We start from the raw sequence: 25,497 nt of genomic DNA, 5'->3' as shown, positions 1-25,497 counted from the left end.
CTTTGTTACCTAATCGCTATTAGGTTATACCGTAAGTGCACGAACATTCACGATTTCGGCTTGTGTTGCAAGGTCTGCCAGTACTTCGGCAGGAGCAGATTTATCAATGGTTAGCACCATAATCGCCGAGCCGCCAATAACTTTACGCCCTACTTGCATCGTTGCAATGTTCACATTATTGCTTCCTAGAAGCGTACCAACACGGCCAATAATACCTGGTTTATCGTTATGAGAAATCAACAACAGGTTACCTTCTGCAGCGAAATCAACCGGATATTGATCGATACGAACGATTCGTTCGCCGTAGCCAGCTAGTAAGGTACCAGCAAGTGTTTTCTCTTCTTGCTTCGTTTTTACTGTAACTGTAACTAGATTTGTAAAGCTGTTGGATGTGTTTGACGTTTGAACAACGATATTCACATCACGTGATTTAGCTAAGTGCATGGCATTCACGATATTAATAGATTCTAGTTGGTTCTCGAACACACCTTTTACGATGTAACGTGTTAATTGACTTGTATCCACATCAATTAAATCACCCGCATAGTTTACAACGATTTCATAAACAGCGCCTTGTGCGATTTGACCAAGAATGGAACCGATTTTTTCACCGAGCCCAAAGTATGGTTGAAGTTTGTTCAATACATTAGCAGGCACAGGCGGTAAGTTAACAGCATTTTTGAATGGTTCATTACGCAGGATATGAAGAACTTCTTCAGAAACGTCAATCGCTACGTTTTCTTGAGCTTCAATTGTAGACGCACCAAGATGAGGGGTTACAATGATTTTAGGGTGGTTCAAGAATGGGTGATCCTTTTGTGGCGGCTCTACCTCAAATACGTCGAAAGCAGCTCCGGCTACAATCCCTTGATCAATCGCTTCAACCATCGCCATTTCATCAATTATACCGCCGCGTGCACAGTTGATAAGGCGCATACCTTTTTTCATAATATCGAATTGCGGTTTGGAGATAAGGTGACGCGTTTCTGGCGTGAGAGGCGTATGAACCGTGATAAAATCTGCTTTTGCAACAATTTCGTTGACGGTACCAAGCTTAACGCCAATTTTCTCAGCGCGTTCTTCCGTCAAGAAAGGGTCATACCCGATGACTTCCATGCCGAACACTTTAGCCCGTTTGGCTACTTCGCTGCCGATACGTCCCATACCGAGAATACCGAGCGTTTTGTTGCGAAGCTCAACACCGATAAATTTCCGATCCCATTCGCCGCCGACTGTTTTCTTGTAGGCTTGCGGGATCATACGTGCTGTTGACATCATCATGGCAAATGTAAGCTCACAAGTTGCAATCGTATTTCCGTCCGGTGCGTTGATGACGATAATACCGCGTTTTGTTGCTGCTTCCAAATCAATATTATCTACACCAACACCAGCTCGGCCGATAACCTTTAGCTTCGTTGCGGCATTCATGATTTTCTCTGTTACTTTCGTTTGGCTGCGAACTAGAAGCGCATCATACTCACCGATGATGGCAATGAGCTCATCTTCGGATAAACCAGATTGCTTAACCACTTCAACATCGGCTGCATCGTAAAGCATTTGAATTCCCATGTCACTAATTGGATCGGATACTAGAACTTTGTACATAATTCGAACCCTCCTTAGAATATGAACATAAAAAAAACTCCCAACCCTCAGGTACAGACACGTATGTCTGTAGCCAAAGGGACGAGAGATTGCTTTCGTGGTACCACCCTAGTTCGCTGCCCATTCGCACGGGAAGCCTCAATTGGTCTTGCGACCTGGAACTGTAACGTGTTCCTATCCCGATTGCATCTACTTCATTCAATGCAATAACTCTGGAGTGCTCCGCAAAATGTTCGCTACCGATTCGCACCTACCATCGGTTCTCTGAAAGCTACTTTACTTGCTTGGCTCCGTCAACGCTGTACTGTGATATAGAATTTTCATTAGATTAACATGCGTTTGAAATCGTGTCAATACATGTCGAATCAATTTCACATGAAAGTCATAATTGTGATTTGAACGACTGATTTTCCAAAGCTTTTCGTTTATTTTAAAGCAAGCACGCTTAGAAAGCAATGCTATTTCACTTGTATTTTAGCCTGATTTTCGCTATTGTACTCGTTAAATAGATATTGCTCTTGCAGCAAATAAGGAAGGAAGTGCCAACATCGACATAACGAGTATTCATCCCAATAAATTCCTAGAAGCATTGAATCAACAGGAACTGAAAGATAGCATCATTATCGACGTAAGGGAGCTTCATGAGTGGGAGTATTATCATCTGGAAGAAGCACAGCTTATTCCGATGCAGCAAATCCCTCATCGGCTGGGTGATTTGCCAGAGGATCGTGATATTTATCTCGTTTGCGCACATGGTGTGCGCAGCTATCGCGTAGCTGAGTATTTGCTTGCGAACGGATTTGACCGGGTCATTAATGTAGATGGAGGGATGGCAGCGGTCGCCATGCTTCGCGGTTTCCAATATGATTAAATGAGAAAAGCCGAGCGCATCTGCGCCCGGCTTTTAATTCAATTCACATCTGAGAAAAAGGGAAGCTGTGGAAGCAGCTCGTTGGCATACCATTTTGATTTCCCTTTGACAAAGTCTCCAGGCCGAACAGCATTAGTACTTAACAGCAGATCCATCGTTTGATTTACATCGTTCACGTTCATTTTCTTAGCTTGACCTGAGGCAATGAATTCATCAATACGTATCGTCAAATCCTGTGGGTAAAAAGGAGCAAAAGCTTTATTTTTAAGTAATTTGGCTGTTATGTAATGATTTTTGACATTAATGTTCATTGCACGCCATTGATCCAAATTGGCATCATTGTTGGGATCGAAATTTTCAATATCGTGATCGATTGTTCCGTTCCAAGCAACGATGGAATCGAAATAATTTTTCTGAGCCGTCAGGGCCTGTGTTTTCGCTTCTAGGAAGTAGGCATCCTTCTGAATGCCATCGAGCAGTTGTGGGCTAGTAAGTCCGTTGGCCTTGTTCTGATAACTTTTTAACGTATCAGCAAAAAGCTTCAGGCTTTTGAGATAACCTTGATGAGACTGCACTAGCAGCGGTGATGAAGCCGGCATGCTCTTTTTTTGCAGCTCATTATACTTCTCATCAGCTAGCTTGTACAACTCTTTAAGAACGGCTGAGGCATCGACGGTAGAGTTGCCTAGTTCGATTTGACTCATCAATTCGAACCATTTATTCTGAAATTCCCTAAAGGGCAAAAAGATGGTATGGTAATAAGAAACGAGTACTTGTTGGTCATAGGCTCCAATTTCCGGAACGACAGCCTTGTCGGCGTGTAAAATTTTATCGTATTTTTGATCTGATTTCTCCTGGCCGACTCTTAATCCGTAGAAAAAGGCGCCAAGTATACAAACAAGCATAAAGATAAACATGAGGGCGAATAAATAATCAGTGCGGGTTAGACGTTTATCCATAATTAAAGCTCCTTATTCTCTCTTTTTCTTTTAACTTAGTATAGGGGAAATAGCTATAAAAGGGAATATGTGAGGAAATGAGGCTGCTTCCTTGAAAAAATTTGATTTTAAGAACATTCGCTTCGGGAAAGTTGATTTGAATGAATTGAATGACCGGACACTTTTGCTTAATCTTTACATAACCCAGCTGCTTACGCTTATTATCGGTATTATCATCTTGTTTTTTCAGAGCAATCACAAGATTCTTTCGATGTTTACCATTCATGGGGGCTGGAAGATTCTCATTTGGGGAAGTTTGTTTGCTCTACTTGTCCTCGGGGTCGATGTTTTGATTTCAAGGTGGGTGCCCAAGGAAGTGTCAGACGACGGCGGAATTAATCAAATGTTATTCGGGAATCGCCCTGTATGGCATATCGCTTTGATTTCTCTGATCGTTGCAATCTGTGAAGAAGTGCTGTTTCGAGGAGCGATTCAGTATGCATGGGGCCCTTATTGGACTAGTATCTTGTTTGCAGCGATCCATATTCGGTATTTGCAGCATTGGTTAATGACAGGAATGGTTTTCAGTATAAGTTATGGTCTGGGATGGATTTACCTTCAAACTGGGAGTCTATGGACTCCGATAATCGCTCATTTTATCATTGATTTTGTAATGGGCTGTATACTTCGATACAGCAAGGAGGAAGAACAGGGCACATGAGTGTAGGGGAAAGATCACCTTTAAGGTCTGATCGGAGGCCAATAGAGGTACAGGAAGACGATACGTATTTACCGCCGCGTAATGCTGTGCATCCCTCTGAGCGAGGAAAGTGGACGCGTATATTCTATCTAACTTTACTGTGGTTATTCATTATTCTTGTGGTTAGTTTAACGGTTTGGGGCATTAAATATTATTCGTAGATGACTTAATTATACCAATTTACCTAAGTTGTGTGAAAGAAGTGAAGAAGCTATGATAGATTCATAGTTTCTTTTATTTTTTACCATATTTACTTTTTAACAGGAGGATGCAGCGATTATGTTGGCGAACCACGAATCAAGATGGATGTTTCATGTAAAATTAATTGCTATTATATTTGTATTATTTTCAAGTATCTTTTGGTCAGCGAAACCATCCTATGCTCTATCTTATGGAAGCTTGTCTTATCCGCAAGGCGATGTTGGACTCTTGCGTCCAGACATTGGAGTAACGCTTGAGCTTAGTGAAGGAAAAACGCCGGAAAGCTATCATTTTTATTTGAACGATAAGGAATTAAATGTTAGCTACGATCCCGTTTCCGTTAAATTTGTATATCGTCCTACGGCTGATTTACTGCCTGGGAGCTATAATGCTCGTTTAGTGCTGTCTTTTAATGGCTATCAACCTATTACAATTAATTGGAAATTTACAGTTATTAAAGGTGCGGTTTCGTTAACGTCTGAAACGAGCAAAGAGCAGGAGGACGGTCTTCGGGCGATCAATGATTATCGCACGAAATTGGGGCTGTCAAAGATCAAATTCAGTAATGCTTTGAATACAGCGGCCCAGAAGCATGCCCAGTATTTATCCCGCAATAAAATCGATCCCATTCGGACGTCTGTATCTTTGCATGATGAGGACCCAGCATTACCTGGATATATCGGCAAGTCATTAAGAGAACGGGTACAATTTATCGGTTACTCGCGTTCAAGCAGTGAGGATGTAGCTTATAATCGGGTTTCCTTAGTTGAAGCTATAGATAGTCTATTTGATGCTCCCTACCATCGTTCGCCATTCATGGTGCCAGGACTCGTGGAAATCGGTGTGTACCGAGATGGTGATTATCATGTTATCGAATTTGGTTTCTCAGACGGGATTGCACCAGAATTAGTCGTTTCGCCAGGAAATAGTGACGTGTATGTGCCAACCCTGTTTGATGGCCATGAGACTCCTGATCCAATTCGCCTGCATGCAGGAGCTGAATATCCGGTTGGCTATCCGATCATGGCTTCCTTAAACGGTCCCGGAGTAAAGAAGGTAAGTTTGGATGAAGCAGAGTTAAAAGACGAAAGCGGTAACTCGGTGTCACTACTGAAGAACGAGCCGGGTAAAGATGATCATCTAGATACGGAAGTAATCGTGATGCCTTCGAAACCGCTGGAATTAGATACAACCTATAAAGCCAAAATCAAATTGACAGCAATCATGGAAGATGGAAGTACAAGACCTTATTCGAAAGAATGGACATTCCGCACGGAACCTCGAGTTGGTGTTGGTGTGATTAAACTTCATAAGGATGCTGTTGCTTACTCGCTGCAAATGGCTAATTTCGGGCTAAACCGCAATCATTTAGTTTCATTTGGATTAAACGAGGACAAGTATCTGCTTGATTTAATTCCTTATCCGATGAAGCAAAATCCATATATTCAAGATGGGACTTCATACCTTTACATTAGAGACCTAGCCGCGGCATTAGGTGCAACTGTGGAATGGGACGATAACCAGAAAGCTGCTGTTTACAAAAAGAAAGACAAGACGATTATTTTTTATACGAACCGAAATGCGTATAGTTTGAATGGTGTAGAGCATTTGACAGAATCAGCTGCTAAGCTCATTCATGAAACAACGATGATACCTGTCCGGCTGCTAGCTGAAACTCTTGGAGCGAAAGTGACCTATGAGGAAAGTACAAGAACAGTGAATATTAGTTATTAATAAAATAGAGCCTTGCAGAATCGACACCTGATGTGTAGAACTGCAAGGCTCTTTAATCATTTCATTTCAAGCTCAATGGCATTCGGATCTACGAAAGAATATCCTTTTTCCTCAAGTTGGGTAAGAAGTGTGTCTAAGGCTTTAACTGTCCAAGGCAGCTCGTGCATCAAAATATTACTACCGCCATGCAATTGTTTCATCACATTTTCGATCACTTTACCGGAATCGTTATTTTTATTAGTCATATCCCAGTCTAATGAACCGTTGGACCATGTCATATACAGCATCTTATTGTCTTTCACTTTAGCTTTCAAATAATCATTGCCCGAACCAAATGGAGGTCGGAAAAATTCAGGCGATTTGCCTGTTAATTCTTTTACTATTTTTTGGACATCATCCACTTGTTGGTCAATTTTTTCATTCGTCATGCTTTTCAAATTTTCGTGGTCCCAAGCATGATTACCAATGGGATTACCGCTGTCATGAATGAGTTTGACAAGTTCGGGCTTTTGTTTGATTCGGTATCCATTCAAGAAGAAAATGGCCTTGGCATTATGTTTTTTTAGAATGTCGATTAACGCCTGATTCATAGCTTGTTCTTTAGGACCGTCATCGAAGGTTAAAAGGACGATCTTTTTATTTCCATTGGGATCGTTTGGGACAATATCATAGTTTTTGTTCATATGATATTCTTTTTTGACGACTTCTGGAGCAGGCGTTGTCACGGCTGGGACCGGAGTTGGAACCGGTGTTGCGGAAGGTACAGGACTCGGTGTAATTGTGGCGACAGCTGCCGGTGTAGAGCTCGTTGTTTCGATTGGACTTAATTTTGTTTGGTTCGCACTGCAGGCAGCTAATAAGATCATGACACTCATCATTAGTACACTGGCTTTTTTGTTCATTATCCTTCGTTCTCCTCAGGTCTTTATACTTGTAGGTCATTTCCTATAGTACCACATTTCGCAGATAACATATCTCCTTTGTTTTCCTCTCGTCTTAACGTATGCCCTCTTAGAAACTCGCACAACCTATGAAGGATTCATACTACTTGACATGGAGGGAGACCCAATGAAAATAGGTACATTTTTGCTCGGCGGTATTGCCGGTGCGGCGGCGGTCATATATCTCAATCGTAAGAGTAAGTCAATGTTGTTCTCAGCATTCAGCTCGTCCAGTGAATCGATGGGTAAAGTTGTTGATAAAGCAAAGGACTCGTTTGTGAACAAATCATTTGGAAATTCGGCAGCCAAAAACTTCTCGACTTCAAACTCGAATGGCCTGAATCAAGTTGAAAAAATTGTGAAAGAAGATCCTCATTTGAAAGCCACTGTCAATGAAATCATGCGTGAAAATAAAGAAAGTTCTTCGACTATCCAATGAACATAAGTGTTAAGCACAGTCTGGCCTACCCACGGTGCCGGCTGTGCTTTTCTTTTTATACATAACTTGCGCGTGCAATTGCACGCAATTAATGTTAACATGATAGGTGAAAACGAAAGCAAGATGCATGTCCATTTTCGTTCTCAAAGGTTCACCTTTTTGTTTTTTTATCATATTCTGTTTTAATAAGATGACCATGCTTTCGATGCAAGCTTTCCTGTCGGAAAGCTCAAAGGAGGATCCTATCATGAAAATAGAACGCTTAAGTCAGGATAAGATACGGATTTTCCTAACATTCGATGACTTAACTGAACGCGGTATTCAAAAGGACGACATGTGGAGAGAAATTCCCAAAGTACACGAATTATTTAGTGAAATGATGGATCAAGCCTATTCAGAGCTCGGATTTGACCCGTCCGGCCCGCTTGCTGTTGAGGTGTTTGCACTTCCAGCACAAGGAATGGTTGTTATTGTGACCAGAGGTAAGCTTGATTTGTATGCAAACTCAGATGCATATGACGATCACGAAGCTGAAGAAGTGTATGAAATGGAAGTAACGCTTGAACAAAGCGATTTAGTCTCCTATGCTTTCCGTGATTTTGAAGACCTGGTGCGTGTATCCAAAGTAATTAATCCCCTTCTTATGGAAGGCGGTACCCTTTATTCATACAAAGGGAAATATATTTTACAACTCGAACCTGTTGACCTGGAAGAGACGAAATACCAGGCTTTAATTGCTGTCTTATCCGAATTCGGTGAAGCCGCTTCCGTTACACAAGCTGTGCTTGAAGAGTATGGGAAGACAATCATTGCAGATGATGCAGTTAAAGTTCTCTGCCGTCATTTCAAATAAGGCTATTCCTTACTTTTTGATGAAGAATGAAACAAGCATTTTCAAAAACGATCGTTTTTGTGGATGCTTGTTTTGTTGGTTAATCGTGAGCATCTATCAACGTAGCGAAGAGATAATGGGGGAGACCTGGATGACTAGCATAGATCGCAAACGACTGGCGCCTACTCTGGCTGCTGTTGATTTGGACGGGTTATTGGCCTACTACCAAAAACAGCTCCGCGAGGAGGCTTATTTCTATTTACAAAAAAGAGGGATTACAGAAGAAACGGTTATACAGTACCGTATCGGTTTTGAAATTGGCAAGATTGGATTCTATGTTAATCAGAACCAGCTAGGTGATTACTTCGAGCATAGAGTTATTGTTCCTATTCGGAACTACGACGGCGAAATTGTCGACTTAATCGGACGCTCGATAGACAATAGAGAACCGAAATATAAACCCTTGTATGGTTTAGATCAGTATCTATTTAATTACTCAGCGCTTGAAGATTCGGATGAGGTTGTGCTTTGCAATGGGATTTTCGATGTCCTAACGTTATCTCAGGCCAAAATTCCAGCTGTTTGTGTACCTGATAACGGTATGTTTAAAGAACAACATATGTCATTATTTGCCGGTAAACGGGTTTATATTTGCATGGGGAATGATGAAACCGGAAGAAGGGATTCTACTCGAATAGAGGCCTTATTAAGGGAACAAGGCAATGAGACATACATTATTAATTTACCTGAAACCATTCGAGATATTAACGATTTGTTCATTAGAGCTCAGAATCCGATTGAAACTTTTCTTGCACTAGTGAATCAAACCGTTGATGAAACAAGACTCGTCCCTATAGCTCCAGATATCAAAAATAGCACCGTTTATTTAGAAGAATATATGAAGCGGTTCCGCGGTCAAGTGGCTAGTATCCGCACTGGCTTTGCTAAGCTGGACCATTTACTTTTCGGCGGCTTTGGGAATGGCTTGTATTTACTCGCAGGTTCAGGCTCCATCGGCAAGAGCATGCTGCTTAAACAAATAGCTGATGAACTTGCTTTTCAGCAGAATCCGGTCATTTTTGTATCATGGGATATGACGAACTTCGAATTATGGGCACGCAGCATTGCAAGGATTATTGGGATAGCACCACAGAAAGTGCTCGGGGGCAAAGTTGACCCCGAACAGGTAGCGGAGGCTAACAAGCAGTATGTGAAAATAAGTAAAATGCTCTGGATGCTTGAGTGTACGATGGAAACAACGCTTGATCAAGTAGCTGCTTCCATTGAACGGATTGCGGTTGTTGTTGGCAAAGAGCCTGTGATTTTCATTGACCATTTGCAGCGTATTCCTGCAGCAAAAGGGGTAACTCCCCTAACTTGGGAGCAGCAGCAAGCAGCTATCGCCTATACGCTTAAACAATGGTCCAGAGAATGGAATTGTCCTATTATCGCTGCTACCGCTTTAGAACTTGGCCAAGATAACGTGCCTGACAATGTTCAAGCTTCAGCGGATGTGGTCATGATAATGCAGCCTAATGAAACAGAAGAGGATCAACAGCAGTCCATATCGCTTGTTCTGAAGAAGAATCGAAATGGGACAACAGGGAATATCCCACTCATTTTCCATAATGATCGTGCGTTGTTCACTGAATAAGACATAGAAAAGTCATTTGAAAATGCTATAATGTTCATATTACGCAAGGAATCGCTTTATGGTTTACATGGTATTGAACGAAAAGGGGGAGCTGCATTTGCAAATTCTGCCGGTTATTATGGCAGCCATAGCGCCAGGTCTCTCATTGCTAACGTACTTTTATTTGAAGGACCGATACGAAACGGAACCGATTCATTTAGTTATTCGAATGTTCTTGTTCGGTGTTCTGCTTGTATACCCTACGATGGTACTGCAGAATGCGTTGATTGAAGAGTTTGGTAAGGGGACGTTTATCTCGGCCTTTTTCCTATCTGGTGGCATTGAAGAGTTTCTGAAATGGTTCATCCTCTATCATTTGATCTTTAGGCATGAAGCCTTCGATGAACCCTATGACGGAATTGTGTATGCGGTGGCCGTAAGCTTAGGTTATGCGACTTTGGAAAATATCATTTATGCTTTCCTTAATGCCTCGTCTTTCTCTGCTCTGATGATTCGAGCTCTGCTGCCAGTTTCTGCGCATGCATTGTTCGGTGTCATGATGGGTTACTATTTGGGTAAGGCTAAATTCATTCCGCACAAAGCGCAAAGGTATCTTTGGATTTCCTTGCTGCTGCCTATTTTGTGGCATGGATTGTTTGATTATATTTTGCTTATTTTCAAAACGAACTGGGTTTGGATCATGATTCCAGTCATGTCTTTTCTATGGATTCGTACGATTTGGCGGGTTGACCGTGCCAATGCTCATTCCCCGCTACGCATTGCGACAGTAGATGAGAAGATTAAAGTGAGCTAAAATAGGTCATAATGGACAGTATAGATGGCAATTCCTGGCTGTAAGCCCGGAACTACCGGGAGGGTGTACATGTCCACGACTAGAGTCAAAGTAAAAATCCGCTGCCGGTTATGCGGCGAAAAGTTTGTGCTGAAAGGCAAGAAAGAAAAAGGGAAAATTGAAACGGGATTCCGTCAGTGCATTTGCAGCAATGAGCAAGACTTTGAAGTAGAGACCGAAGATTAGCGTGAGGCCATTCTTTTAAAGAATTGGCCTCTTTTTGTTGTCATTCCTGTATAAACCTGTCTCCCCACGTAAAAACTAAGCGCAAGTTTGGGTACGAAAGGAGCAGTCGCGTGTATAAAAGATTAAGTATTGTCATGTTTCCATTCCTCTTGATTGCCTTGATTGGTGCTTCAGTGTGGGGATATTTGGAACATCAGGAAAAGAATACGATTTTGATCAAAGCAGAGAATCAATATCAACGTGCGTTCCATGATCTTTCCTTCCATGTGGATAAGCTCCATACAGAGCTTGGTAATACGTTGGCTGTTAATGCAACCTCGGAGCCTTCTTACCGAAAGGGACTGGTGAATGTATGGCGGCTGACTAGCCAAGCTCAAAGTGATATTACGCAGCTCCCGCTAACACTGCTGCCATTCAACAAAACGGAAGATTTCTTAGCTAATATGGCTAATTTCTCATACCGAATGTCCGTACGTGACATGACGAAGCAGCCTCTAAGCGAGCAAGAAATAAAAACATTGAACGCGCTCTACGATCATTCCTCTGAGATAACGAAGGAAATACGCGGTGTTCAGGAGAAGGTTTTGTCCAAGAACTTGCGTTGGATGGACGTAGAGGTCGCCTTAGCTTCTGAAAATGAAACACATGATAATGCGATCATTGATGGCTTTTCTACCGTTGACAAAAAAGTTGGAGCCTATGAGGAATTAAACTGGGGACCTGGGAATTTAACCATTTTTTCCAAAAATGATGTTAGCGTTTTGTCCGGCAATGACATGACGGCTGATCAAATTAAACAAAAAGCGGCGCAATTTCTGGGACAGAGTGATACAACCGCTATGAAAGTCGTTGAGAATGGTAGCAATGCGCCAGAATACCAAAGCTTTAGCGTTGTAGTCCCAGGCGGAAACGGCAGTGAAAATGATATTCAGATGGATTTCACCAAAAAAGGCGGTCAGCTTATTTATTTTATGAAGCCGCGAACCGTAAAAGAATCTAAGTTTGATCTTAGACATGCGCGAGATATTGCGAATGAGTTCTTGGATCAACATGAATACAAAGATATGAGCGCAGTTAGCTATGATCAGTATCAAAATATCGCTAACATTATTTTCGCTAAGAGAGAAAAGGATGTCACGATTTATCCTCAGCAAATTAGTGTTAAAGTAGCTTTAGATACTCTCGAAGTTATAGGTGTACAGGCAACAGACTATATATTTGGTCAAAAACAGCGAACGGTCGGTCAGCCCAAAATAACTGCAGCCGAAGCACGTAAGCAGCTTAGCCCGAAAATGGAAGTGACTGGCGAGTCTTTGGCGATTATCAAAAATGAATTAGACGAAGAAGTGCTTTGCCATGAATTTATCGGGAAGATGAACAACAATATATATCGTGTTTATATGAATAGTGATAATGGGACGGAAGAGAAAATTGAGACCATTCGCCCCGAACAGGCTGAAGCAGCAGCTGACGCAAAGAAATAATCATCGAGAAGAAGCAGGTTCAATCCTAGCTTCTTTTTTTTGCTATCATAATTAATAGGTCATTGGTATAATTAAGACATATTACGTCTCGGAGGTGCAGAGATTGCTTCCTAAAGTCAACCAGATATTACATATGCAAGTGAATAGCATCGACGATGAAGAGTCCAAAATTGAGTACAAATCAAGAATTGCTGACGTGACGGATAGTGTGATCGCCATAGAGATCCCGCTGAATGAGAAAACAGGCCGACTCAAGAAGCTGTATCAAGGTGATGAATTAAGTACATTCTTTTTAGGTCAGGGCGGAGTAAAGCACTATTTCACAACTTCGGTTACAGGTTTCAGAGAAGATGTGATTCGCTTAGTGGAACTGCGTAAACCCGAGCCTGAAGCCATAACGCAAGTTCAACGCAGAAGCTTTCTTAGGGTTCTGGCGGAACTTGAAATTGCTGTTAAATTGTCAGACCAAATTCAATTCATTGGCGTGACAGATGATGTCGGTGGTGGCGGGATCTCGTTTATCTGTGAGGCGCATATCCCTATCGGAATGAATGCTATTATTTCATGTTGGGTTCTTGCACCCTTTAAGAATGGTAATATTGAGCATATTCCGTTTACTGGCGAGGTTGTCCGCGTTAAACAGCTCGAGTCTGGCAAGCAATTGGCTATGATTAGATTTACGGATATAGCCGATCGTGAACGTCAGAAACTAATTCGTTTTTGCTTCGAGAGACAGATGGATTTCCGTAAGCGCTAAACGCATGAGATTTCACCTGCATGGGCATACTACCAAACAATATCAATATGTCAATGTGAGCAGGTGGGGCATCTCATGTCAAGGGATGAGGAGCATAAGTCATACGAGCAGCTGTTTATCCTCTTTTCTGCGAAGGTAGAGAAGGTGATCATTCGGACAACGCTCGTATTTTTCGTTTTACTTATATGTGTTCAAGCGATGCTGCAAATCCCTTACATACGTAAGCATTTTACCCGTGTTGAACCACTAGAGGGAAAGCCCTATGTATGGCCTCAAAATGGGAAGGAAGAGCGCTCTTAGGCACATCTAAATGTAATCCAACATACGTCCAAGTTTTGCATATGCCTATTTAATGTGCTATAATTTCAATTAATTAGCAGGCAGTGCCTGCTTTTTTGTTCGTAAGGTACTGTGAGGTATTGTTAGGAGGAACAGCAGCTTGGAAAAGTTCAATATTGCCATAGATGGTCCTGCTGGAGCCGGTAAAAGCACCATTGCTCGGCTAGTTGCTGGGGCACTTGGTTTCGTTTACGTGGATACAGGCGCCATGTATCGGGCAGTAACGTGGAAAGTACAGCAAGAAGGGCTGCTACCTGATCAAGAACAAGAAGTGGCTGCCTTGGCGAATCGCATGCAGATTGAGCTCATTCCTCGCGAAGAAGGACAACAGGTTATCGTAGATGGCGTCGATGTGACCAAAGAAATTCGTACGACAGCCATAACGGATCATGTCTCCCAAATCGCTAGCTATGGAGCTATACGCCAGCTCCTGGTCACACTTCAGAAGCAAATGGCTATATCCAAAGGCGTAGTCATGGATGGCCGCGACATTGGTACTCATGTTATGCCTGACGCTGAAATCAAAGTTTTTCTGACAGCTAGCGTAAAGGAAAGAGCAGAGCGTCGATTCAAAGAGATGCAAAACAGCGGAACTTGTACCCTAACGCTCTCCGAACTGGAACAGGACATTGCTCGTCGCGATCAACTGGACCAAGATAGAGAAATTTCACCGCTAAGACGAGCTCATGATGCTGTTTTAATGGACAGTACTTCAATGACCATTGAGGAAGTTGTGGACGAAATACTTGGGCTTTGCAAAGACAAAGTCGGAGGTGGCAAATAAGATGCTTTATCGCATCGGCAGGGCCTTATTTCGTTTTGTTTTTACCTTGTTTTTCCGTATGCGGGCATTAGGGATGGAGAATGTCCCTACACAAGGAGCAGTCGTGCTTTGCGGAAATCATACAAGTTTGTTGGATCCGCCATTGTTAGGAACTCCGCTTAAGCGTATGGTTCATTTCATGGCGAAGGCCGAGCTGTTTGATATCCCTGTGTTGGGTTCCATCATTTCTAGAGTCGGTGCTTTTCCTGTGAAACGCGGTGGCGTTAGCAGAGAATCGATCCGACTTGCGGTGCAACTGCTTCGCGATGGTAACATGTTGGGCGTTTTCCCAGAAGGATCGCGGAACAACGCCGGAGGTATGGGCAAGAAGGGCGCAGCCAGTCTTGCACTGAAATCTGGAGCTACCGTAGTTCCTGTGGCTATTATAGGCAATTATTCCTTATTCCGCCGCATGACGATTGTATATGGAAAACCGGTTGACCTAAGTGCTTATGCAGCTGCAAGCTCCGAAGATTTGGAGCAGGCAACGGAAGCTATTATGAAAGAAATTCGCCGATTACATACTGCTTATAGCAAAGGTTAACAAGAATGTATGGAATCGAAAGCTTGGAATTATACTATCTTTAAAGCGAATGGAAGTTATTGTTTTGTTTGAAACAGAGTAGAAGCTTACAATACTGCTTTGTGACTTATAAATTATTTATTGTTGGTTGTAATTAGAGGAGGGTAATCCCATGTCAGATGAAGTAAAAGTTGAAGATCAAACGCAAGAAGTACAAGAAACACAAGAAACAGCCGTATCGCAAGCAGAAGCTGAGCACGCTCTTAACAACGTTGCTGTGCTGAAGAAAGGCGCTACCGTTAAAGGTAAAATTGTTAAGGTAGACGCAGATCAAGCCTTCGTGGATATCGGTTACAAATACGATGGTGTTATCCCAGTTCGTGAGCTTTCTTCCGACGCAGAAGCAACATTGCTTGGACAAGAAGTTGAATTGAAAGTTGTTTCAATCAATGATGCGAAAGAGACATTGGTTCTTTCCAAACGTATTGTTGACAACAGCAAAGTATGGGAGTCACTGCAAGGTCAACTTGATAGCAAAGAAATCATTGAAGCTGTTGTATCTGAAGTTGTAAAAGGCGGACTAGTTGTGGATATTGGCGTACGTGGTTTCGTACCTGCTTCCATGGTTGAGCGTCAATTCGTTGAAGATTTCTCCTCTTACAAAGGCCGCACATTGCGTCTTCGTGTGAAAGAAATCGATCGCGAGAAAAACAAAGTGATCTTGTCTCAAAAAGATGTTCTAGATGAAGAATTCGAAGCTAACAAAAAGAAAATCATCGAAGGTCTTCAAGTTGGTCAAGTACTAGATGGTACTGTTCAACGATTGACACAATTCGGTGCGTTTATTGATATCGGTGGTATCGACGGACTTGTACACATCTCCGAGCTTGCTTGGCACCATGTAGAACAAGCTTCTGACGTAGTCAAAGAAGGGGATAAAGTGAAAGTGCAAATCCTTAAGCTTGATCCTTCCAATGATAAAATCAGCTTAAGCATCAAAGCAACTCAAGAAGGTCCTTGGTCCAATGTGGATCGTGAATTCAAAGCAGGCGATATCGTAACAGGTACAGTAAAACGTCTTGCAGCTTTCGGCGCATTCGTTGAAGTGGCTCCTGGTGTTGAAGGTCTTGTGCATATTTCCCAAATTGCACACCGTCACATTGGTACTCCGCATGAAGTATTGAAAGAAGGCCAAGAAGTTCAAGTGAAAATCTTGGAAATCAATACAGCTGAGAAACGCGTTAGCTTAAGCATTAAAGATACAGAGGAAGCTCCAGAAGCTCCGGCTGGTGCAGCGGCTCCGTCTGCTTCTAAACCAGACAGAGAAAGACAACCAAGAGGCGATCGTGACCGCGGAAACAGCGCAAGTCACCAAAAAGAGATTGCTGGTAATGAGAATGTATCCTTGAGCAATCAAGGTCTGTCCATGACACTTGGCGAGCGTTTTGGCGATAAACTTTCCAAATTCAAAAAGTAAATGATACGACGCTTAGGGGGACCATAAGAATGCGCATCTCACGCAAAATGGAGCATGTCCATTACGCGCTGGAGTTTGGCCAATCACGGCAGCAAGGGCTGTCGGATATCAAGCTTGTGCATAACTGTCTACCTGAGACTTCGACGGATCAAATAGCATTAACTACGGAAATCGGCGATCTCATTATGAGTTCGCCGATTTTAATTAATGCAATGACGGGCGGCGCTCAGGAGACGGAAAGCATTAATCGCGATTTGGCCATCTTGGCAAGGGAAAAGGGCATGGCTATGGCCGTTGGTTCCCAGATGTCAGCAATTAAAAACAGTGAGGTTGCATCGAGCTATCAAGTTGTTCGCCGCGAAAATCCTAAAGGGATCGTGTTCGCGAATTTGGGCAGCGAGGCAACTACGGAGCAAGCGGTCCGCGCCGTCGATATGATTGAAGCGAATGCGCTTCAAATTCATTTGAATGTTATGCAGGAACTCATTATGCCGGAAGGGGATCGCAGCTTTGTGGGCATGCTCAGCCGAATTGAAGCTATTGTTCGGCGTGTACAGGTACCCGTCATCGTAAAAGAAGTTGGCTTTGGTATCTTGAAGGATAACGCCAAACAATTGCAGGACATCGGCGTCCGCTTTTTGGATGTTGGCGGCTCGGGCGGCACGAATTTCGCCGCCATTGAGAATGCCAGACGTCCAGCGGCTTTGGAGTGGCTGAACGATTGGGGCACACCAACCAGCATCGCCCTGCTAGAGGCACTCTCGGTTTATCCGCGAGGCGGAGTTATTGCCTCTGGCGGTATAACGAACGCTTTGGAAGCGGCCAAAGCGTTATCCCTTGGCGCTTCAGCAGTTGGCATGGCTGGCGCATTCTTGAGGGTTTTACGCAGTGAGGGAGTCGATGCGCTCCACCATTTTGCTGATGAGCTTCATCAAGGACTTATTCTTATTATGACAGCGCTAGGCGCTAATACGATTCAAGCATTGCGAAATTGTCCAGTTGTCATCATAGGTGAAACAGCAGAATGGTGCAGGGCTAGAGGTATTAATTTAACTTCATATGCAGAAAGAGCCAGTCGGAGTAAATAATCGAAATATTGCCATACTATAGATCAGGCGGTGCTTCCCTCATTAAGTTGGAGTGGAAGCCTGAAGATCCGCAGGCAGGTCGGTGGCATATGCCACCTGATCGCCTATGCATGGTAGGGTGGTCCGATTATGAACTCCGGCTATTTGTCTTTAATTCTCCTTTGTATCACGTTGATCTTATTTGCCAGCGGATGGAAGGAACTGTACATCAGAAGTATATCGCACAAGGGCATGCTTCTTTTTTTTGTCTCATGGATTGTCTTTTCCAGGTTTACCGTAACGATCCAACATGTTCAAGTGGGACTCGTTTATGTCTGGGTTCTGCTCATCAGTCTGGGTATTCTCTATAAGACAAAAGGATTCATACATAAGCTTCATTTACTGTCCATCGGTCTTTTATTAGGTTCCCTTCATTTCTTGTTGCAGCAGCTTCTTGAGATGGACCCGATCCTTATCATTCGTAACTCGGAGTGGGATACGGCTTTACTGCTTGCTGTTGTAGCTCTCGTGTTACAACGTAGTGCATGGGAGCAGATCGCGGCACTCTCGATTGGCTACTTACTTGGGGATATGTATCAGGCGGGAATTCATCCGATAGATGGCTACTATCGTGTCGGTAAGGCGACTTTTCAAGACCAATGGTGGCTATCTGTTTTTGCGGCAAGAACGATGACCATCATCCTTCAGTCCGCTTATAACGGCTGTCGGAGTATCATTCGCAGCTGGATGGAACGAAGAGGAGGCTGGAAGAAGTAATGGATTGGTTCTATTCGCATCGTTATACGATAGGTATCGTTGTGGGGGTTATTTTTGGCATTCTGGCGCGTTTGAATATGCTAAGAACGGACTACAGGCAATATCCGACCTATCCTCATGGTAAGATTATCCATATTTCCCTTGGTGTCATCGCGGCAGGACTAGGAGCAGTGGCTGTTCCTGCTTTGCTGGACAAAAATTATACGGCGGTTACTTTCTTATCACTAGCCGCTCAACAGTTTCGTGATGTGCGAAATATGGAAAGACAAAGTCTATCCAAAGTTGATGAGTTAGAGTTAGTTCCACGAGGAGCGGCATATATTGAAGGGATAGCGATGGTGTTTGAGGGAAGAAATTATCTCGTAATTTTCTCAGCATTTCTTGCTTCGTTATTCAGTATTTTGTTTGCTTGGTATTGGGGGATCGTTGCTGGGATTGTATCTATTTGGATTGCTAACTTTTTTAAATCAGGTAATAAACTAGCGAAAATTGCAGACATTGAACCTGTCGATATTCGGATGGATGGACCGGATCTGTTCGTCGGATCGGTTTATATTATGAACGTTGGACTCGCAGACAGCCGCGACAAAATACTTGAACATGGGCTTGGGTTCTTAATTAAACCCAAAAATCGCAATGCCCGTGTAACGCTAGCTCATTTAGGCCAAAGACAAGCTATTCTTCATGATATTTCAACCCTGTTCGGTGCTTACCGAGATGACGGAGAGCCTTCCTTGCGTCCGATGGCAAAGCTGGATATGAATACAGGCACGTTAGCCATACTGCTCCTCCTACAGGAGAAGGATGTAGAGAAAACGTATACTGCTCTTCATCGGGTACCCGTGTTGGAAAGTGCTGTTCGAATGCCGTCTGAAGCGGGTGTAAACAAAAAGAAGGAGGCCTAAATCAGGATGTCGCAAATCCTTGCTGTTGTAACCTTAACGAAGGAACGAATAGGTGGCGGTGCTCCAATCTTCGTTGTGGATAAGGAAGATGAGCTCGAAAGAGTCTCTTTTACTCTTGAAAAGATATTGGATGCTAATGCTCACGATTTGAAAAATGGCACGATGATTTTGGTCAAGCATACCTGAAATAGCTGGTGTGCCCGCTTGTTATCATGCGGAGTCTCAAATGAGATTAGCCAAGTCGTGTCTTTTTTGTTATGATGTAAGTTGCGTATTTTTCCATGGCTGATCATGGAATTCGAAGGAGTGAATGAGTAGTGGCTAGACCTGTACTTGCAATTGTAGGCCGACCGAATGTCGGTAAGTCCACCATTTTCAATCGGATCGTAGGCGATCGTCTTGCGATTGTGGAAGATAAACCGGGGGTTACACGTGATCGATTATATGGCGTAGGAGAATGGCTCAATACATCATTCAGTGTCATTGACACAGGCGGTATTGAAATTGATGGGGAGGATGCGATCCTCAAATCAGTTCGTATTCAAGCTGAGCTTGCTATTGAAGAGGCGGATGTCATTGTTTTTATGGTGGATGCCAAAGCGGGCGTAACACCTTCTGATGAAGAAGTTGCCCAATTGTTATTCCGCTCTAAAAAACCGATCGTACTTGCTGTTAATAAAGTAGATAACCTTGCGCGTCAAGATGATATTTATGAATTTTATTCTTTAGGCTTCGGCGATCCAGTAGGGATTTCAGGTTCCCACGGTATAGGGATCGGTGATTTACTTGAAGTTGTTTGCAACTTGTTTCCCGATAAAAAAGACGATGAATACGGCGAAGAGGTTATTAAATTTGCCCTGATCGGTCGCCCGAATGTTGGGAAATCTTCGATGACGAATGCCATTCTTGGCGAAGAACGGGTAATCGTTAGTGATGTGGCAGGAACGACGCGCGATGCGATCGATACGCCATTTGAACGGGATGGACAAAAGTTTGTTATTATTGATACGGCGGGAATGCGTAAAAGAGGTAAAGTCTACGAGAACACGGAGAAATATAGCGTCATGCGTGCCATGAAAGCAATTGAACGTGCTGATGTTGTGCTCGTCGTTATCGACGGTCAAGAAGGCATTATCGATCAGGACAAGCATATTGCCGGTTATGCGCATGAAGCAGGAAAAGCGATCGTGATTGTCGTAAATAAATGGGATATCGTCGATAAAGATGATAAAACGATGCAGCATTTTACACAAACCATTCGCGATCACTTCTTGTTTTTAAGTTACGCGCCAATTGTATTTGTCTCGGCCAAAACGACTCAACGCTTGCACAAGCTGTTGCCTGTCATTATTCAAGTTGCTGAGAATCATTCTCTTCGTGTACAAACACATCTTCTCAATGATGTTGTTTCGGATGCAGTAGCCTACAATCCGCCTCCTACGGATAAAGGTAAAAGACTGCGTATTAACTATGTGACACAAGTTGCTGTTAAGCCTCCTGTCTTTGTGCTCTTCGTGAATGAGCCTGAGCTCATGCACTTTTCATATGAACGGTACTTGGATAACAAGATTCGTGCTGCCTTCGGATTTGAAGGAACCCCGATTCGTATCTTAAGCCGTAGGAAATCATCGGACAAAGAATAGGAGATGTTGTGCATTGCTTTCGATAATAACAATTGTAGTGGGTTATTTATTAGGCTCCATAAGCTTTAGTTATTTATTCGGAAAATGGTTCAAAGGCATTGATATCCGCAAACATGGCAGTGGCAATGCGGGGGCGACAAATACGCTTCGTGTTCTGGGTAAGGGACCTGCCGTTTTAGTTCTCTTGCTTGATGCTTTAAAGGGAGTTGCTGCCGTGTGGATTGGAACATGGGCAGCTCCCGGACCCGATGACATCTGGATTCGTGTATTATGTGGGCTAGCAGCCATCGTCGGACATAATTGGCCCGTTTACTTCGGCTTCCGAGGCGGAAAAGGTATCGCAACCACCATCGGTGTTATGGCGACCCTTTGCTTCATTCCAACATTAATTGCTGGTTTAACAGCTATTGTCATCATTGCGGTCACCAGATTCGTATCGCTCGGTTCCCTTATTCTAACTGCACTTTTACCTTTTCTTATTTGGGGAATGGACCGACCTTTACCAATTTTGTGGATTAGTATCTTGCTATGTGCGTTTGCCTTTATGCGCCATCGTACGAATATTGTGAAGCTCATTCAAGGTAAAGAGAACAAGCTGGGTCAGAAAAGGGCTTAGCTATGCGAAAGATGCCAGTTTTCTACGAAAACTCAGCTAATGCTTACGATGCCAGTTTTGCTAAAGCAAAACTCAGCAATGCTTACGAAGCAAGTTTTCTACGAAAACTCAGTTAATGCTTACGATGCCAGTTTTGCTAAAGCAAAACTTTTAGGAGGAGTAACCTTGTCAAACAAAGTATCGGTCCTAGTAGCTGGAAGTTGGGGGACGGCACTTGCCTCGGTACTGGCGGATAATGGGAAACAAGTGCTATTATGGTCTCGTAATGAGGATCAGGTTATAGAAATAAATGAGAAACATCGCAACAGCCGCTTTCTTCAAGATGTGGAGCTATCGCCGCTAATCGTAGCGACCAACTCGCTGCAGGAAGCGGTAGAAGATGCTGATGCGATCATTATGGTCGTACCTTCATCTGGCATGCGCGAAGTTGCGTCACGGATGCGGCCTTTTTTGAAGAAGGATACTTTAGTGGTTCACGCGACCAAAGGCTTTGAAACGGGAACGCTAAAGCGTATGACCGAAGTTCTTGCCGATGAGCTTCCAGAGATAGATCCCAAGCGGCTTGTCGTACTTTCTGGTCCAAGTCATGCCGAGGAAGTTATTCGTAAATGTCCGACGACTGTCGTGGTTGCTGCCCAGCACCTTGAAGCAGCAGAAGCGGCACAGGATTTGCTGATTAATTCCTACTTCCGCGTGTATACGAATCCGGATGTTGCCGGAGTGGAGGTTGGAGGGGCGCTTAAGAACATTATTGCGCTAGGCGCAGGTCTGACCGATGGCCTAGGCTTTGGTGATAATGCAAAGGCTGCTCTAATGACGAGGGGTTTGGCTGAGATTGCACGTCTAGGTACGGCTATGGGAGCCAATCCACTTACATTTTCCGGCTTAGCAGGAATTGGTGATTTGATCGTGACTTGTACGAGCCAGCATAGCAGGAATTGGCGTGCCGGCAACAAGTTAGCAAATGGTATCCCCCTGAGCGAGGTTCTCAAAGAGATGGGAATGGTCGTAGAAGGCGTGAAGACTACGAAAGCTGCCTATGAGTTGTCCCGTAGATTTGACGTAACCATGCCGATTACAGATGAGTTATACAATGTTCTTTTCGATGGGAAGTCACCTCAGCTAGCAGCGCAAGATCTGATGGGGCGCGTCAGAACCCATGAGATTGAAGAAGTTGCCAGCGGCTCAGCAACAAATGTATTGAAATAGCCTACACCACATTCTCTCCGCATTCATACTATACCTTAGAAGATCCAGTCATCCAAAGGTATAGGGAGGCGGCACATTTGTCGAATAAGGATATCTCGAAAGACGTTTTAAATGTGGTGAAAAAGAAGACGGGTAAATCCGTTACAGCTAAAGATATCGAGAAGATTGCCAGCGGTGTGAAACCTTCTACCCTGCAAAGCGAAACTCAACTTCGCCAACTCATCAAACAAGTTTCTGGTTTAGTGAACGTGAAGGTATCTGAAGAAACCATCAATGATATCATTCAGGCAGTCAAAAGCAGTAAACTGGATTCCAATAATATGCAGCAATTAATGAACATGATGATGGGTAAAAAATAAAAAGCATGAAGGGGAGAAAAGTTCCCCTTTATGCTTTTTTTCTCATCCTATGCTATACTTACTGGTGATCAATTTGAATGTTTCATACATAAGGAGTTAAGATTATGTCAAGTTTAGACAAAATGTGGGCATCATTCGTGGCGATCGGACTCATGGTAGTCGCGTCATTATTAATCTCTTACGCAAGAACTCGCACCACAGGAGCTCTTCGTGTTGTATTATCCGTGATTGCTTTTTTTCTATTTATTCCAATTTTACTTTACATGCTGCTATCTTTGTTTTAGCAACCTGGAGGCGAGATATCAATGTTAGAATTGAAAACACGCAAAACGCAGAAAACGATAGAGTCGGTTACCGGATTAACGATTCTGGACCACGCGCTCAAAGAAGATTTGGACTGGGGATTTTCTTGTACACGGGGTACTTGCGCCAGATGCCGTTGTTATGTAGCTTCAGGCCGGGAACTGTTGTCATTGCCTTCTTATGAAGAAGAAAGCCGTTTGGAGCCTGAGGAGATCGAGCAGGGCTATCGGTTAGCTTGCCAGTGTGTAGTGAAGCAATCCGGTCATATTTCCGTAACACATAAGCCTTATTTCTAAAATTTCTGCCTGAAAGGTGTGGGCATTTTGGTCCTGCTGGAGCCGTTACTACCAACGATTACAACCATCCATACACAATTATTGCAAGTTCCAGACGTACGATGGCTCATCGGTGGAAGCTGCGGACTGCTTTTACAAAAAGTAGATATTGGGAGAAGTCCAAGAGATCTGGACATCTATGTAGATGACAACGATGTAACTGCTGTACATTCTTCCTTATTAGATTATTCGGTGGATACACCGATTTATAGTGAAACTCCCATTTATGCTTCAATCCTAAGTCATTATCTGATCGATGGAAATGCTGTCGAAGTCGTTGGTGATTTCAAGGTCAATGCCCTGCATTCTTCTTATCAGGTGGAAGCTACATATCTTTGGGAAAACCATAGCTATTCGGTCACAATCAACGAACAGGAAGTTAAAATGATGCCGTTAGCCCATGAACTCCTCTTTAATTTACTTCGTAATCGGCCTGATCGCTATGAAGCTATTGCGAAAACCATGAAAGCTTTTCCAGAGCTGCATATGCAGGCGTTAAGTGATTTAATACAAAGAAATCGCTGGGGAAGTGAGTTTGAGCGGAAGCTGGAACGGTTGATAGATTCAAGCAAATAGCAGGAGGATAGCCTAACAGAAGGTGGACGCGATGAATGGATCAGAAGTACATTTTTGGCCCGATGACAAAAAAATAAGTGTTCGACCGGGAACGACCTTGCTGGATGCAGGGCGCAAAGCTAAAGTTCACATACGTACCCGTTGTGATGGCAAGGCGGCTTGCTTGATGTGTAAGGTCAAGGTTAGTGATCTAAGGGGCCTCGCACCTATGAATGTGAATGAACGGTTAAAGCTAGGCACTCAGGCTGAGGAGGGCTACCGACTTGCTTGTCAAGCCCGTGTCATTGGTTCCGTGCAGGTAACGGTGCCAGAAGACCCTCTTAAGGCAGCCATACGTGCCCAACTTGCGAGGCAGGCGGAGGAAGACGACTTATTTTAGAAAAAAGATAGGATGATTATGTCGTGAAATTAGCTCGAAACCTTTTATATGGTAGATGGGTAGGTATTACTCTTTGTTTAGTCCTGCTGCTCAGTGGTTGTGCTTACCCTAAGGAAATGCGTAAAGAGAATCAAATTAATCCAGCTGAGTTCATAACCGTTGTTCAGCAGGCCATTGATCTTTACCACGAAAAGAACGGCGTTCTTCCGATCAAGAATAGTGATATGACAACACCCCTCTATGAGAAATATGTGATCGATTTTGGCAAATTGAAAAAAACGAATCTGTTAAGTACGGTTCCAGCAAACGCGTTCGAAAGCGGCGGCATTTTTATTTATGTGCTGGTTGATGTGGAAACAAAGCCATTGGTTAAGCTGATGGATTTATCTGCTTATCAAAGTGTGGAGGATGTCCAAAAGAAGATCAATGATTATAAGGTGAAGCATGATGGTAACCTGCCTCAGGGCATTGCCATTAATGAAGAATTTGATTATGTTGATTTTGATAAGCTTGGCATGAAATCTCCCGAGATCAAGTCCGTTTATAATCGTAAAAATTTCATAACCTATTTGGTGAACAAGCAAACAGGAGATGTAACGATTGATTATGCGATGGATATTATGCAGCTTATCCAAAGCAATTCGTTAGAAAGCTCCTTGAAGTCAGATCGGGATTTGCGAGAGATTCTCGTGAGTAAATCTTATTTCGTGCCTATTCGCAGCAACCCGTATTTATGGCAAAAGAATCAGCCAATGCCTCAGAATAAACAATAGACGCAACCTCTTACAGAAATCTGTAAGAGGTTTTTTTAGATTTTCAGAATAACCAATACAAGTCAATCATATATTTTTTCAATGTGGTGAGACTTTGATCTTGGTTCAAAGGTCCGCTAAATATGGTTCTATAAGGAAAGCCGTATGTGCTTCATAAAA

Annotated in this window: 31 protein-coding genes and 1 other annotated feature; of the genes, 28 read left to right on the top strand and 3 right to left on the bottom strand. The window is 43.2% G+C overall.

Annotation, left to right across the window (positions count from 1 at the left end; genetic code table 11):
* Positions 1–24: 24 nt before the first annotated feature.
* On the bottom strand, positions 25–1,605 hold the full coding sequence (gene serA, locus AC58U0_RS06435; protein WP_497378154.1) for a phosphoglycerate dehydrogenase: 1,581 nt from the start codon (positions 1,603–1,605) through the stop codon (positions 25–27).
* Positions 1,606–1,679: 74 nt separating this feature from the next.
* Positions 1,680–1,911 (bottom strand) — a binding site (T-box leader).
* A gap of 283 nt (positions 1,912–2,194) precedes the next feature.
* Here serA and AC58U0_RS06430 point away from each other — a divergent pair.
* Positions 2,195–2,476: a rhodanese-like domain-containing protein gene (locus AC58U0_RS06430; RefSeq protein ID WP_497378153.1), complete on the top strand. Its 282-nt coding sequence runs from the start codon at positions 2,195–2,197 to the stop codon at positions 2,474–2,476.
* Between the two features lie 38 nt (positions 2,477–2,514).
* On the opposite strand, the gene AC58U0_RS06425 is transcribed toward AC58U0_RS06430, so the two are convergent.
* Positions 2,515–3,435 (bottom strand): hypothetical protein, encoded by a 921-nt coding sequence (locus tag AC58U0_RS06425; RefSeq protein ID WP_497378152.1) that lies wholly within the window; start codon positions 3,433–3,435, stop codon positions 2,515–2,517.
* Positions 3,436–3,526: 91 nt separating this feature from the next.
* On the opposite strand from AC58U0_RS06425, the gene AC58U0_RS06420 reads away from it, so the two are divergent.
* The 3 genes from AC58U0_RS06420 to AC58U0_RS06410 all read left to right on the top strand — a co-directional run bounded on the left by AC58U0_RS06420 (position 3,527) and on the right by AC58U0_RS06410 (position 6,109).
* A complete protein-coding gene (locus AC58U0_RS06420) occupies positions 3,527–4,135 on the top strand; it encodes a CPBP family intramembrane glutamic endopeptidase (RefSeq protein ID WP_057301838.1) in 609 nt (202 codons plus the stop codon).
* On the top strand, positions 4,132–4,335 hold the full coding sequence (locus AC58U0_RS06415; RefSeq protein ID WP_497378151.1) for a hypothetical protein: 204 nt from the start codon (positions 4,132–4,134) through the stop codon (positions 4,333–4,335). The genes AC58U0_RS06420 and AC58U0_RS06415 overlap by 4 nt, the downstream gene beginning before the upstream one ends.
* Before the next feature lie 118 nt (positions 4,336–4,453).
* Positions 4,454–6,109, top strand: coding sequence for a stalk domain-containing protein (locus AC58U0_RS06410; protein WP_497378150.1), 1,656 nt, complete (start codon positions 4,454–4,456; stop codon positions 6,107–6,109).
* A gap of 56 nt (positions 6,110–6,165) precedes the next feature.
* Here AC58U0_RS06410 and AC58U0_RS06405 read toward each other — a convergent pair whose 3' ends face one another.
* Positions 6,166–7,011, bottom strand: coding sequence for a polysaccharide deacetylase family protein (locus AC58U0_RS06405; protein ID WP_497378149.1), 846 nt, complete (start codon positions 7,009–7,011; stop codon positions 6,166–6,168).
* 166 nt (positions 7,012–7,177) lie between these two features.
* Here AC58U0_RS06405 and AC58U0_RS06400 point away from each other — a divergent pair, with 166 nt between their 5' ends.
* The 24 genes from AC58U0_RS06400 (at position 7,178) to AC58U0_RS06285 (ending at position 25,338) form a co-directional block, all read left to right on the top strand.
* Complete coding sequence (locus tag AC58U0_RS06400) at positions 7,178–7,489, top strand: hypothetical protein (protein ID WP_057301834.1); 312 nt, start codon at positions 7,178–7,180, stop codon at positions 7,487–7,489.
* A 247-nt stretch (positions 7,490–7,736) separates the two neighbouring features.
* Positions 7,737–8,342 carry a genetic competence negative regulator gene (locus AC58U0_RS06395; protein ID WP_029192986.1) on the top strand — a complete coding sequence of 202 codons (606 nt, stop codon included), beginning with the start codon at positions 7,737–7,739 and terminating at the stop codon, positions 8,340–8,342.
* Positions 8,343–8,472: 130 nt separating this feature from the next.
* Complete coding sequence (locus AC58U0_RS06390; protein WP_497378148.1) at positions 8,473–9,975, top strand: DnaB-like helicase C-terminal domain-containing protein; 1,503 nt, start codon at positions 8,473–8,475, stop codon at positions 9,973–9,975.
* A 97-nt stretch (positions 9,976–10,072) separates the two neighbouring features.
* Positions 10,073–10,768 carry a glutamic-type intramembrane protease PrsW gene (gene prsW, locus AC58U0_RS06385; protein WP_497378263.1) on the top strand — a complete coding sequence of 232 codons (696 nt, stop codon included), beginning with the start codon at positions 10,073–10,075 and terminating at the stop codon, positions 10,766–10,768.
* A 69-nt stretch (positions 10,769–10,837) separates the two neighbouring features.
* A complete protein-coding gene (locus AC58U0_RS06380; RefSeq protein WP_162257309.1) occupies positions 10,838–10,993 on the top strand; it encodes a hypothetical protein in 156 nt (51 codons plus the stop codon).
* Positions 10,994–11,103: 110 nt separating this feature from the next.
* On the top strand, positions 11,104–12,477 hold the full coding sequence (ypeB, locus tag AC58U0_RS06375) for a germination protein YpeB (protein ID WP_497378147.1): 1,374 nt from the start codon (positions 11,104–11,106) through the stop codon (positions 12,475–12,477).
* Between the two features lie 103 nt (positions 12,478–12,580).
* A complete protein-coding gene (locus AC58U0_RS06370) occupies positions 12,581–13,234 on the top strand; it encodes a flagellar brake protein (RefSeq protein WP_082588369.1) in 654 nt (217 codons plus the stop codon).
* Positions 13,235–13,309: 75 nt separating this feature from the next.
* A complete protein-coding gene (locus AC58U0_RS06365) occupies positions 13,310–13,534 on the top strand; it encodes a hypothetical protein (RefSeq protein WP_497378146.1) in 225 nt (74 codons plus the stop codon).
* Between the two features lie 139 nt (positions 13,535–13,673).
* On the top strand, positions 13,674–14,357 hold the full coding sequence (gene cmk, locus AC58U0_RS06360) for a (d)CMP kinase (protein WP_171643404.1): 684 nt from the start codon (positions 13,674–13,676) through the stop codon (positions 14,355–14,357).
* A gap of 1 nt (position 14,358) precedes the next feature.
* The gene (locus AC58U0_RS06355) at positions 14,359–14,940 is read left to right on the top strand and encodes a lysophospholipid acyltransferase family protein (protein ID WP_497378145.1); all 582 of its coding nucleotides are present in this window, start codon (positions 14,359–14,361) and stop codon (positions 14,938–14,940) included.
* A 151-nt stretch (positions 14,941–15,091) separates the two neighbouring features.
* Positions 15,092–16,396 carry a 30S ribosomal protein S1 gene (gene rpsA, locus AC58U0_RS06350; protein ID WP_497378144.1) on the top strand — a complete coding sequence of 435 codons (1,305 nt, stop codon included), beginning with the start codon at positions 15,092–15,094 and terminating at the stop codon, positions 16,394–16,396.
* A gap of 29 nt (positions 16,397–16,425) precedes the next feature.
* Complete coding sequence (gene fni / locus AC58U0_RS06345; RefSeq protein WP_497378143.1) at positions 16,426–17,484, top strand: type 2 isopentenyl-diphosphate Delta-isomerase; 1,059 nt, start codon at positions 16,426–16,428, stop codon at positions 17,482–17,484.
* 129 nt (positions 17,485–17,613) lie between these two features.
* Positions 17,614–18,240 carry a YphA family membrane protein gene (locus AC58U0_RS06340; protein ID WP_497378142.1) on the top strand — a complete coding sequence of 209 codons (627 nt, stop codon included), beginning with the start codon at positions 17,614–17,616 and terminating at the stop codon, positions 18,238–18,240.
* Positions 18,240–19,145, top strand: coding sequence for a YIEGIA family protein (locus AC58U0_RS06335; RefSeq protein WP_497378141.1), 906 nt, complete (start codon positions 18,240–18,242; stop codon positions 19,143–19,145). The genes AC58U0_RS06340 and AC58U0_RS06335 overlap by 1 nt, the downstream gene beginning before the upstream one ends.
* Positions 19,146–19,151: 6 nt before the next feature.
* A complete protein-coding gene (locus AC58U0_RS06330; protein ID WP_057301822.1) occupies positions 19,152–19,331 on the top strand; it encodes a capping complex subunit for YIEGIA in 180 nt (59 codons plus the stop codon).
* A 131-nt stretch (positions 19,332–19,462) separates the two neighbouring features.
* Complete coding sequence (der, locus tag AC58U0_RS06325) at positions 19,463–20,788, top strand: ribosome biogenesis GTPase Der (RefSeq protein ID WP_497378140.1); 1,326 nt, start codon at positions 19,463–19,465, stop codon at positions 20,786–20,788.
* Between the two features lie 13 nt (positions 20,789–20,801).
* Positions 20,802–21,404: a glycerol-3-phosphate 1-O-acyltransferase PlsY gene (plsY, locus tag AC58U0_RS06320; RefSeq protein ID WP_497378139.1), complete on the top strand. Its 603-nt coding sequence runs from the start codon at positions 20,802–20,804 to the stop codon at positions 21,402–21,404.
* Between the two features lie 165 nt (positions 21,405–21,569).
* Entirely contained in the window at positions 21,570–22,613 is a 1,044-nt protein-coding gene (locus tag AC58U0_RS06315; RefSeq protein ID WP_497378138.1) for an NAD(P)H-dependent glycerol-3-phosphate dehydrogenase, read from the top strand.
* Between the two features lie 77 nt (positions 22,614–22,690).
* On the top strand, positions 22,691–22,972 hold the full coding sequence (locus AC58U0_RS06310) for a stage VI sporulation protein F (RefSeq protein ID WP_497378137.1): 282 nt from the start codon (positions 22,691–22,693) through the stop codon (positions 22,970–22,972).
* Between the two features lie 104 nt (positions 22,973–23,076).
* A complete protein-coding gene (locus tag AC58U0_RS06305; RefSeq protein WP_056838054.1) occupies positions 23,077–23,256 on the top strand; it encodes a DUF2768 family protein in 180 nt (59 codons plus the stop codon).
* 21 nt (positions 23,257–23,277) lie between these two features.
* Entirely contained in the window at positions 23,278–23,571 is a 294-nt protein-coding gene (locus AC58U0_RS06300; RefSeq protein ID WP_497378136.1) for a 2Fe-2S iron-sulfur cluster-binding protein, read from the top strand.
* Positions 23,572–23,598: 27 nt separating this feature from the next.
* On the top strand, positions 23,599–24,186 hold the full coding sequence (locus AC58U0_RS06295) for a nucleotidyltransferase family protein (protein WP_497378135.1): 588 nt from the start codon (positions 23,599–23,601) through the stop codon (positions 24,184–24,186).
* A 31-nt stretch (positions 24,187–24,217) separates the two neighbouring features.
* The gene (locus tag AC58U0_RS06290) at positions 24,218–24,565 is read left to right on the top strand and encodes a 2Fe-2S iron-sulfur cluster-binding protein (protein ID WP_497378134.1); all 348 of its coding nucleotides are present in this window, start codon (positions 24,218–24,220) and stop codon (positions 24,563–24,565) included.
* 23 nt (positions 24,566–24,588) lie between these two features.
* Positions 24,589–25,338 (top strand): YphF family lipoprotein, encoded by a 750-nt coding sequence (locus AC58U0_RS06285; protein WP_497378133.1) that lies wholly within the window; start codon positions 24,589–24,591, stop codon positions 25,336–25,338.
* Positions 25,339–25,497 lie beyond the last annotated feature (159 nt).

This window comes from Paenibacillus sp. J31P190 (assembly GCF_059692075.1).
The sequence above is the reverse complement of the archived record's forward strand: the minus strand, read 5'-3'. Positions and strand labels throughout refer to the sequence as shown.

Coding starts and splice junctions, on each gene's coding strand:
- serA (WP_497378154.1), bottom strand. CDS start 1,605: ATGTACAAAGTTCTAGTATCCGATCCAATTAGTGACATGGGAATTCAA.
- AC58U0_RS06425 (WP_497378152.1), bottom strand. CDS start 3,435: ATGGATAAACGTCTAACCCGCACTGATTATTTATTCGCCCTCATGTTT.
- AC58U0_RS06415 (WP_497378151.1), top strand. CDS start 4,132: ATGAGTGTAGGGGAAAGATCACCTTTAAGGTCTGATCGGAGGCCAATA.
- AC58U0_RS06410 (WP_497378150.1), top strand. CDS start 4,454: ATGTTGGCGAACCACGAATCAAGATGGATGTTTCATGTAAAATTAATT.
- AC58U0_RS06405 (WP_497378149.1), bottom strand. CDS start 7,011: ATGAACAAAAAAGCCAGTGTACTAATGATGAGTGTCATGATCTTATTA.
- AC58U0_RS06400 (WP_057301834.1), top strand. CDS start 7,178: ATGAAAATAGGTACATTTTTGCTCGGCGGTATTGCCGGTGCGGCGGCG.
- AC58U0_RS06395 (WP_029192986.1), top strand. CDS start 7,737: ATGAAAATAGAACGCTTAAGTCAGGATAAGATACGGATTTTCCTAACA.
- AC58U0_RS06390 (WP_497378148.1), top strand. CDS start 8,473: ATGACTAGCATAGATCGCAAACGACTGGCGCCTACTCTGGCTGCTGTT.
- AC58U0_RS06380 (WP_162257309.1), top strand. CDS start 10,838: ATGTCCACGACTAGAGTCAAAGTAAAAATCCGCTGCCGGTTATGCGGC.
- AC58U0_RS06365 (WP_497378146.1), top strand. CDS start 13,310: ATGTCAAGGGATGAGGAGCATAAGTCATACGAGCAGCTGTTTATCCTC.
- AC58U0_RS06355 (WP_497378145.1), top strand. CDS start 14,359: ATGCTTTATCGCATCGGCAGGGCCTTATTTCGTTTTGTTTTTACCTTG.
- rpsA (WP_497378144.1), top strand. CDS start 15,092: ATGTCAGATGAAGTAAAAGTTGAAGATCAAACGCAAGAAGTACAAGAA.
- fni (WP_497378143.1), top strand. CDS start 16,426: ATGCGCATCTCACGCAAAATGGAGCATGTCCATTACGCGCTGGAGTTT.
- AC58U0_RS06340 (WP_497378142.1), top strand. CDS start 17,614: ATGAACTCCGGCTATTTGTCTTTAATTCTCCTTTGTATCACGTTGATC.
- AC58U0_RS06335 (WP_497378141.1), top strand. CDS start 18,240: ATGGATTGGTTCTATTCGCATCGTTATACGATAGGTATCGTTGTGGGG.
- AC58U0_RS06330 (WP_057301822.1), top strand. CDS start 19,152: ATGTCGCAAATCCTTGCTGTTGTAACCTTAACGAAGGAACGAATAGGT.
- AC58U0_RS06305 (WP_056838054.1), top strand. CDS start 23,077: ATGTCAAGTTTAGACAAAATGTGGGCATCATTCGTGGCGATCGGACTC.
- AC58U0_RS06300 (WP_497378136.1), top strand. CDS start 23,278: ATGTTAGAATTGAAAACACGCAAAACGCAGAAAACGATAGAGTCGGTT.
- AC58U0_RS06290 (WP_497378134.1), top strand. CDS start 24,218: ATGAATGGATCAGAAGTACATTTTTGGCCCGATGACAAAAAAATAAGT.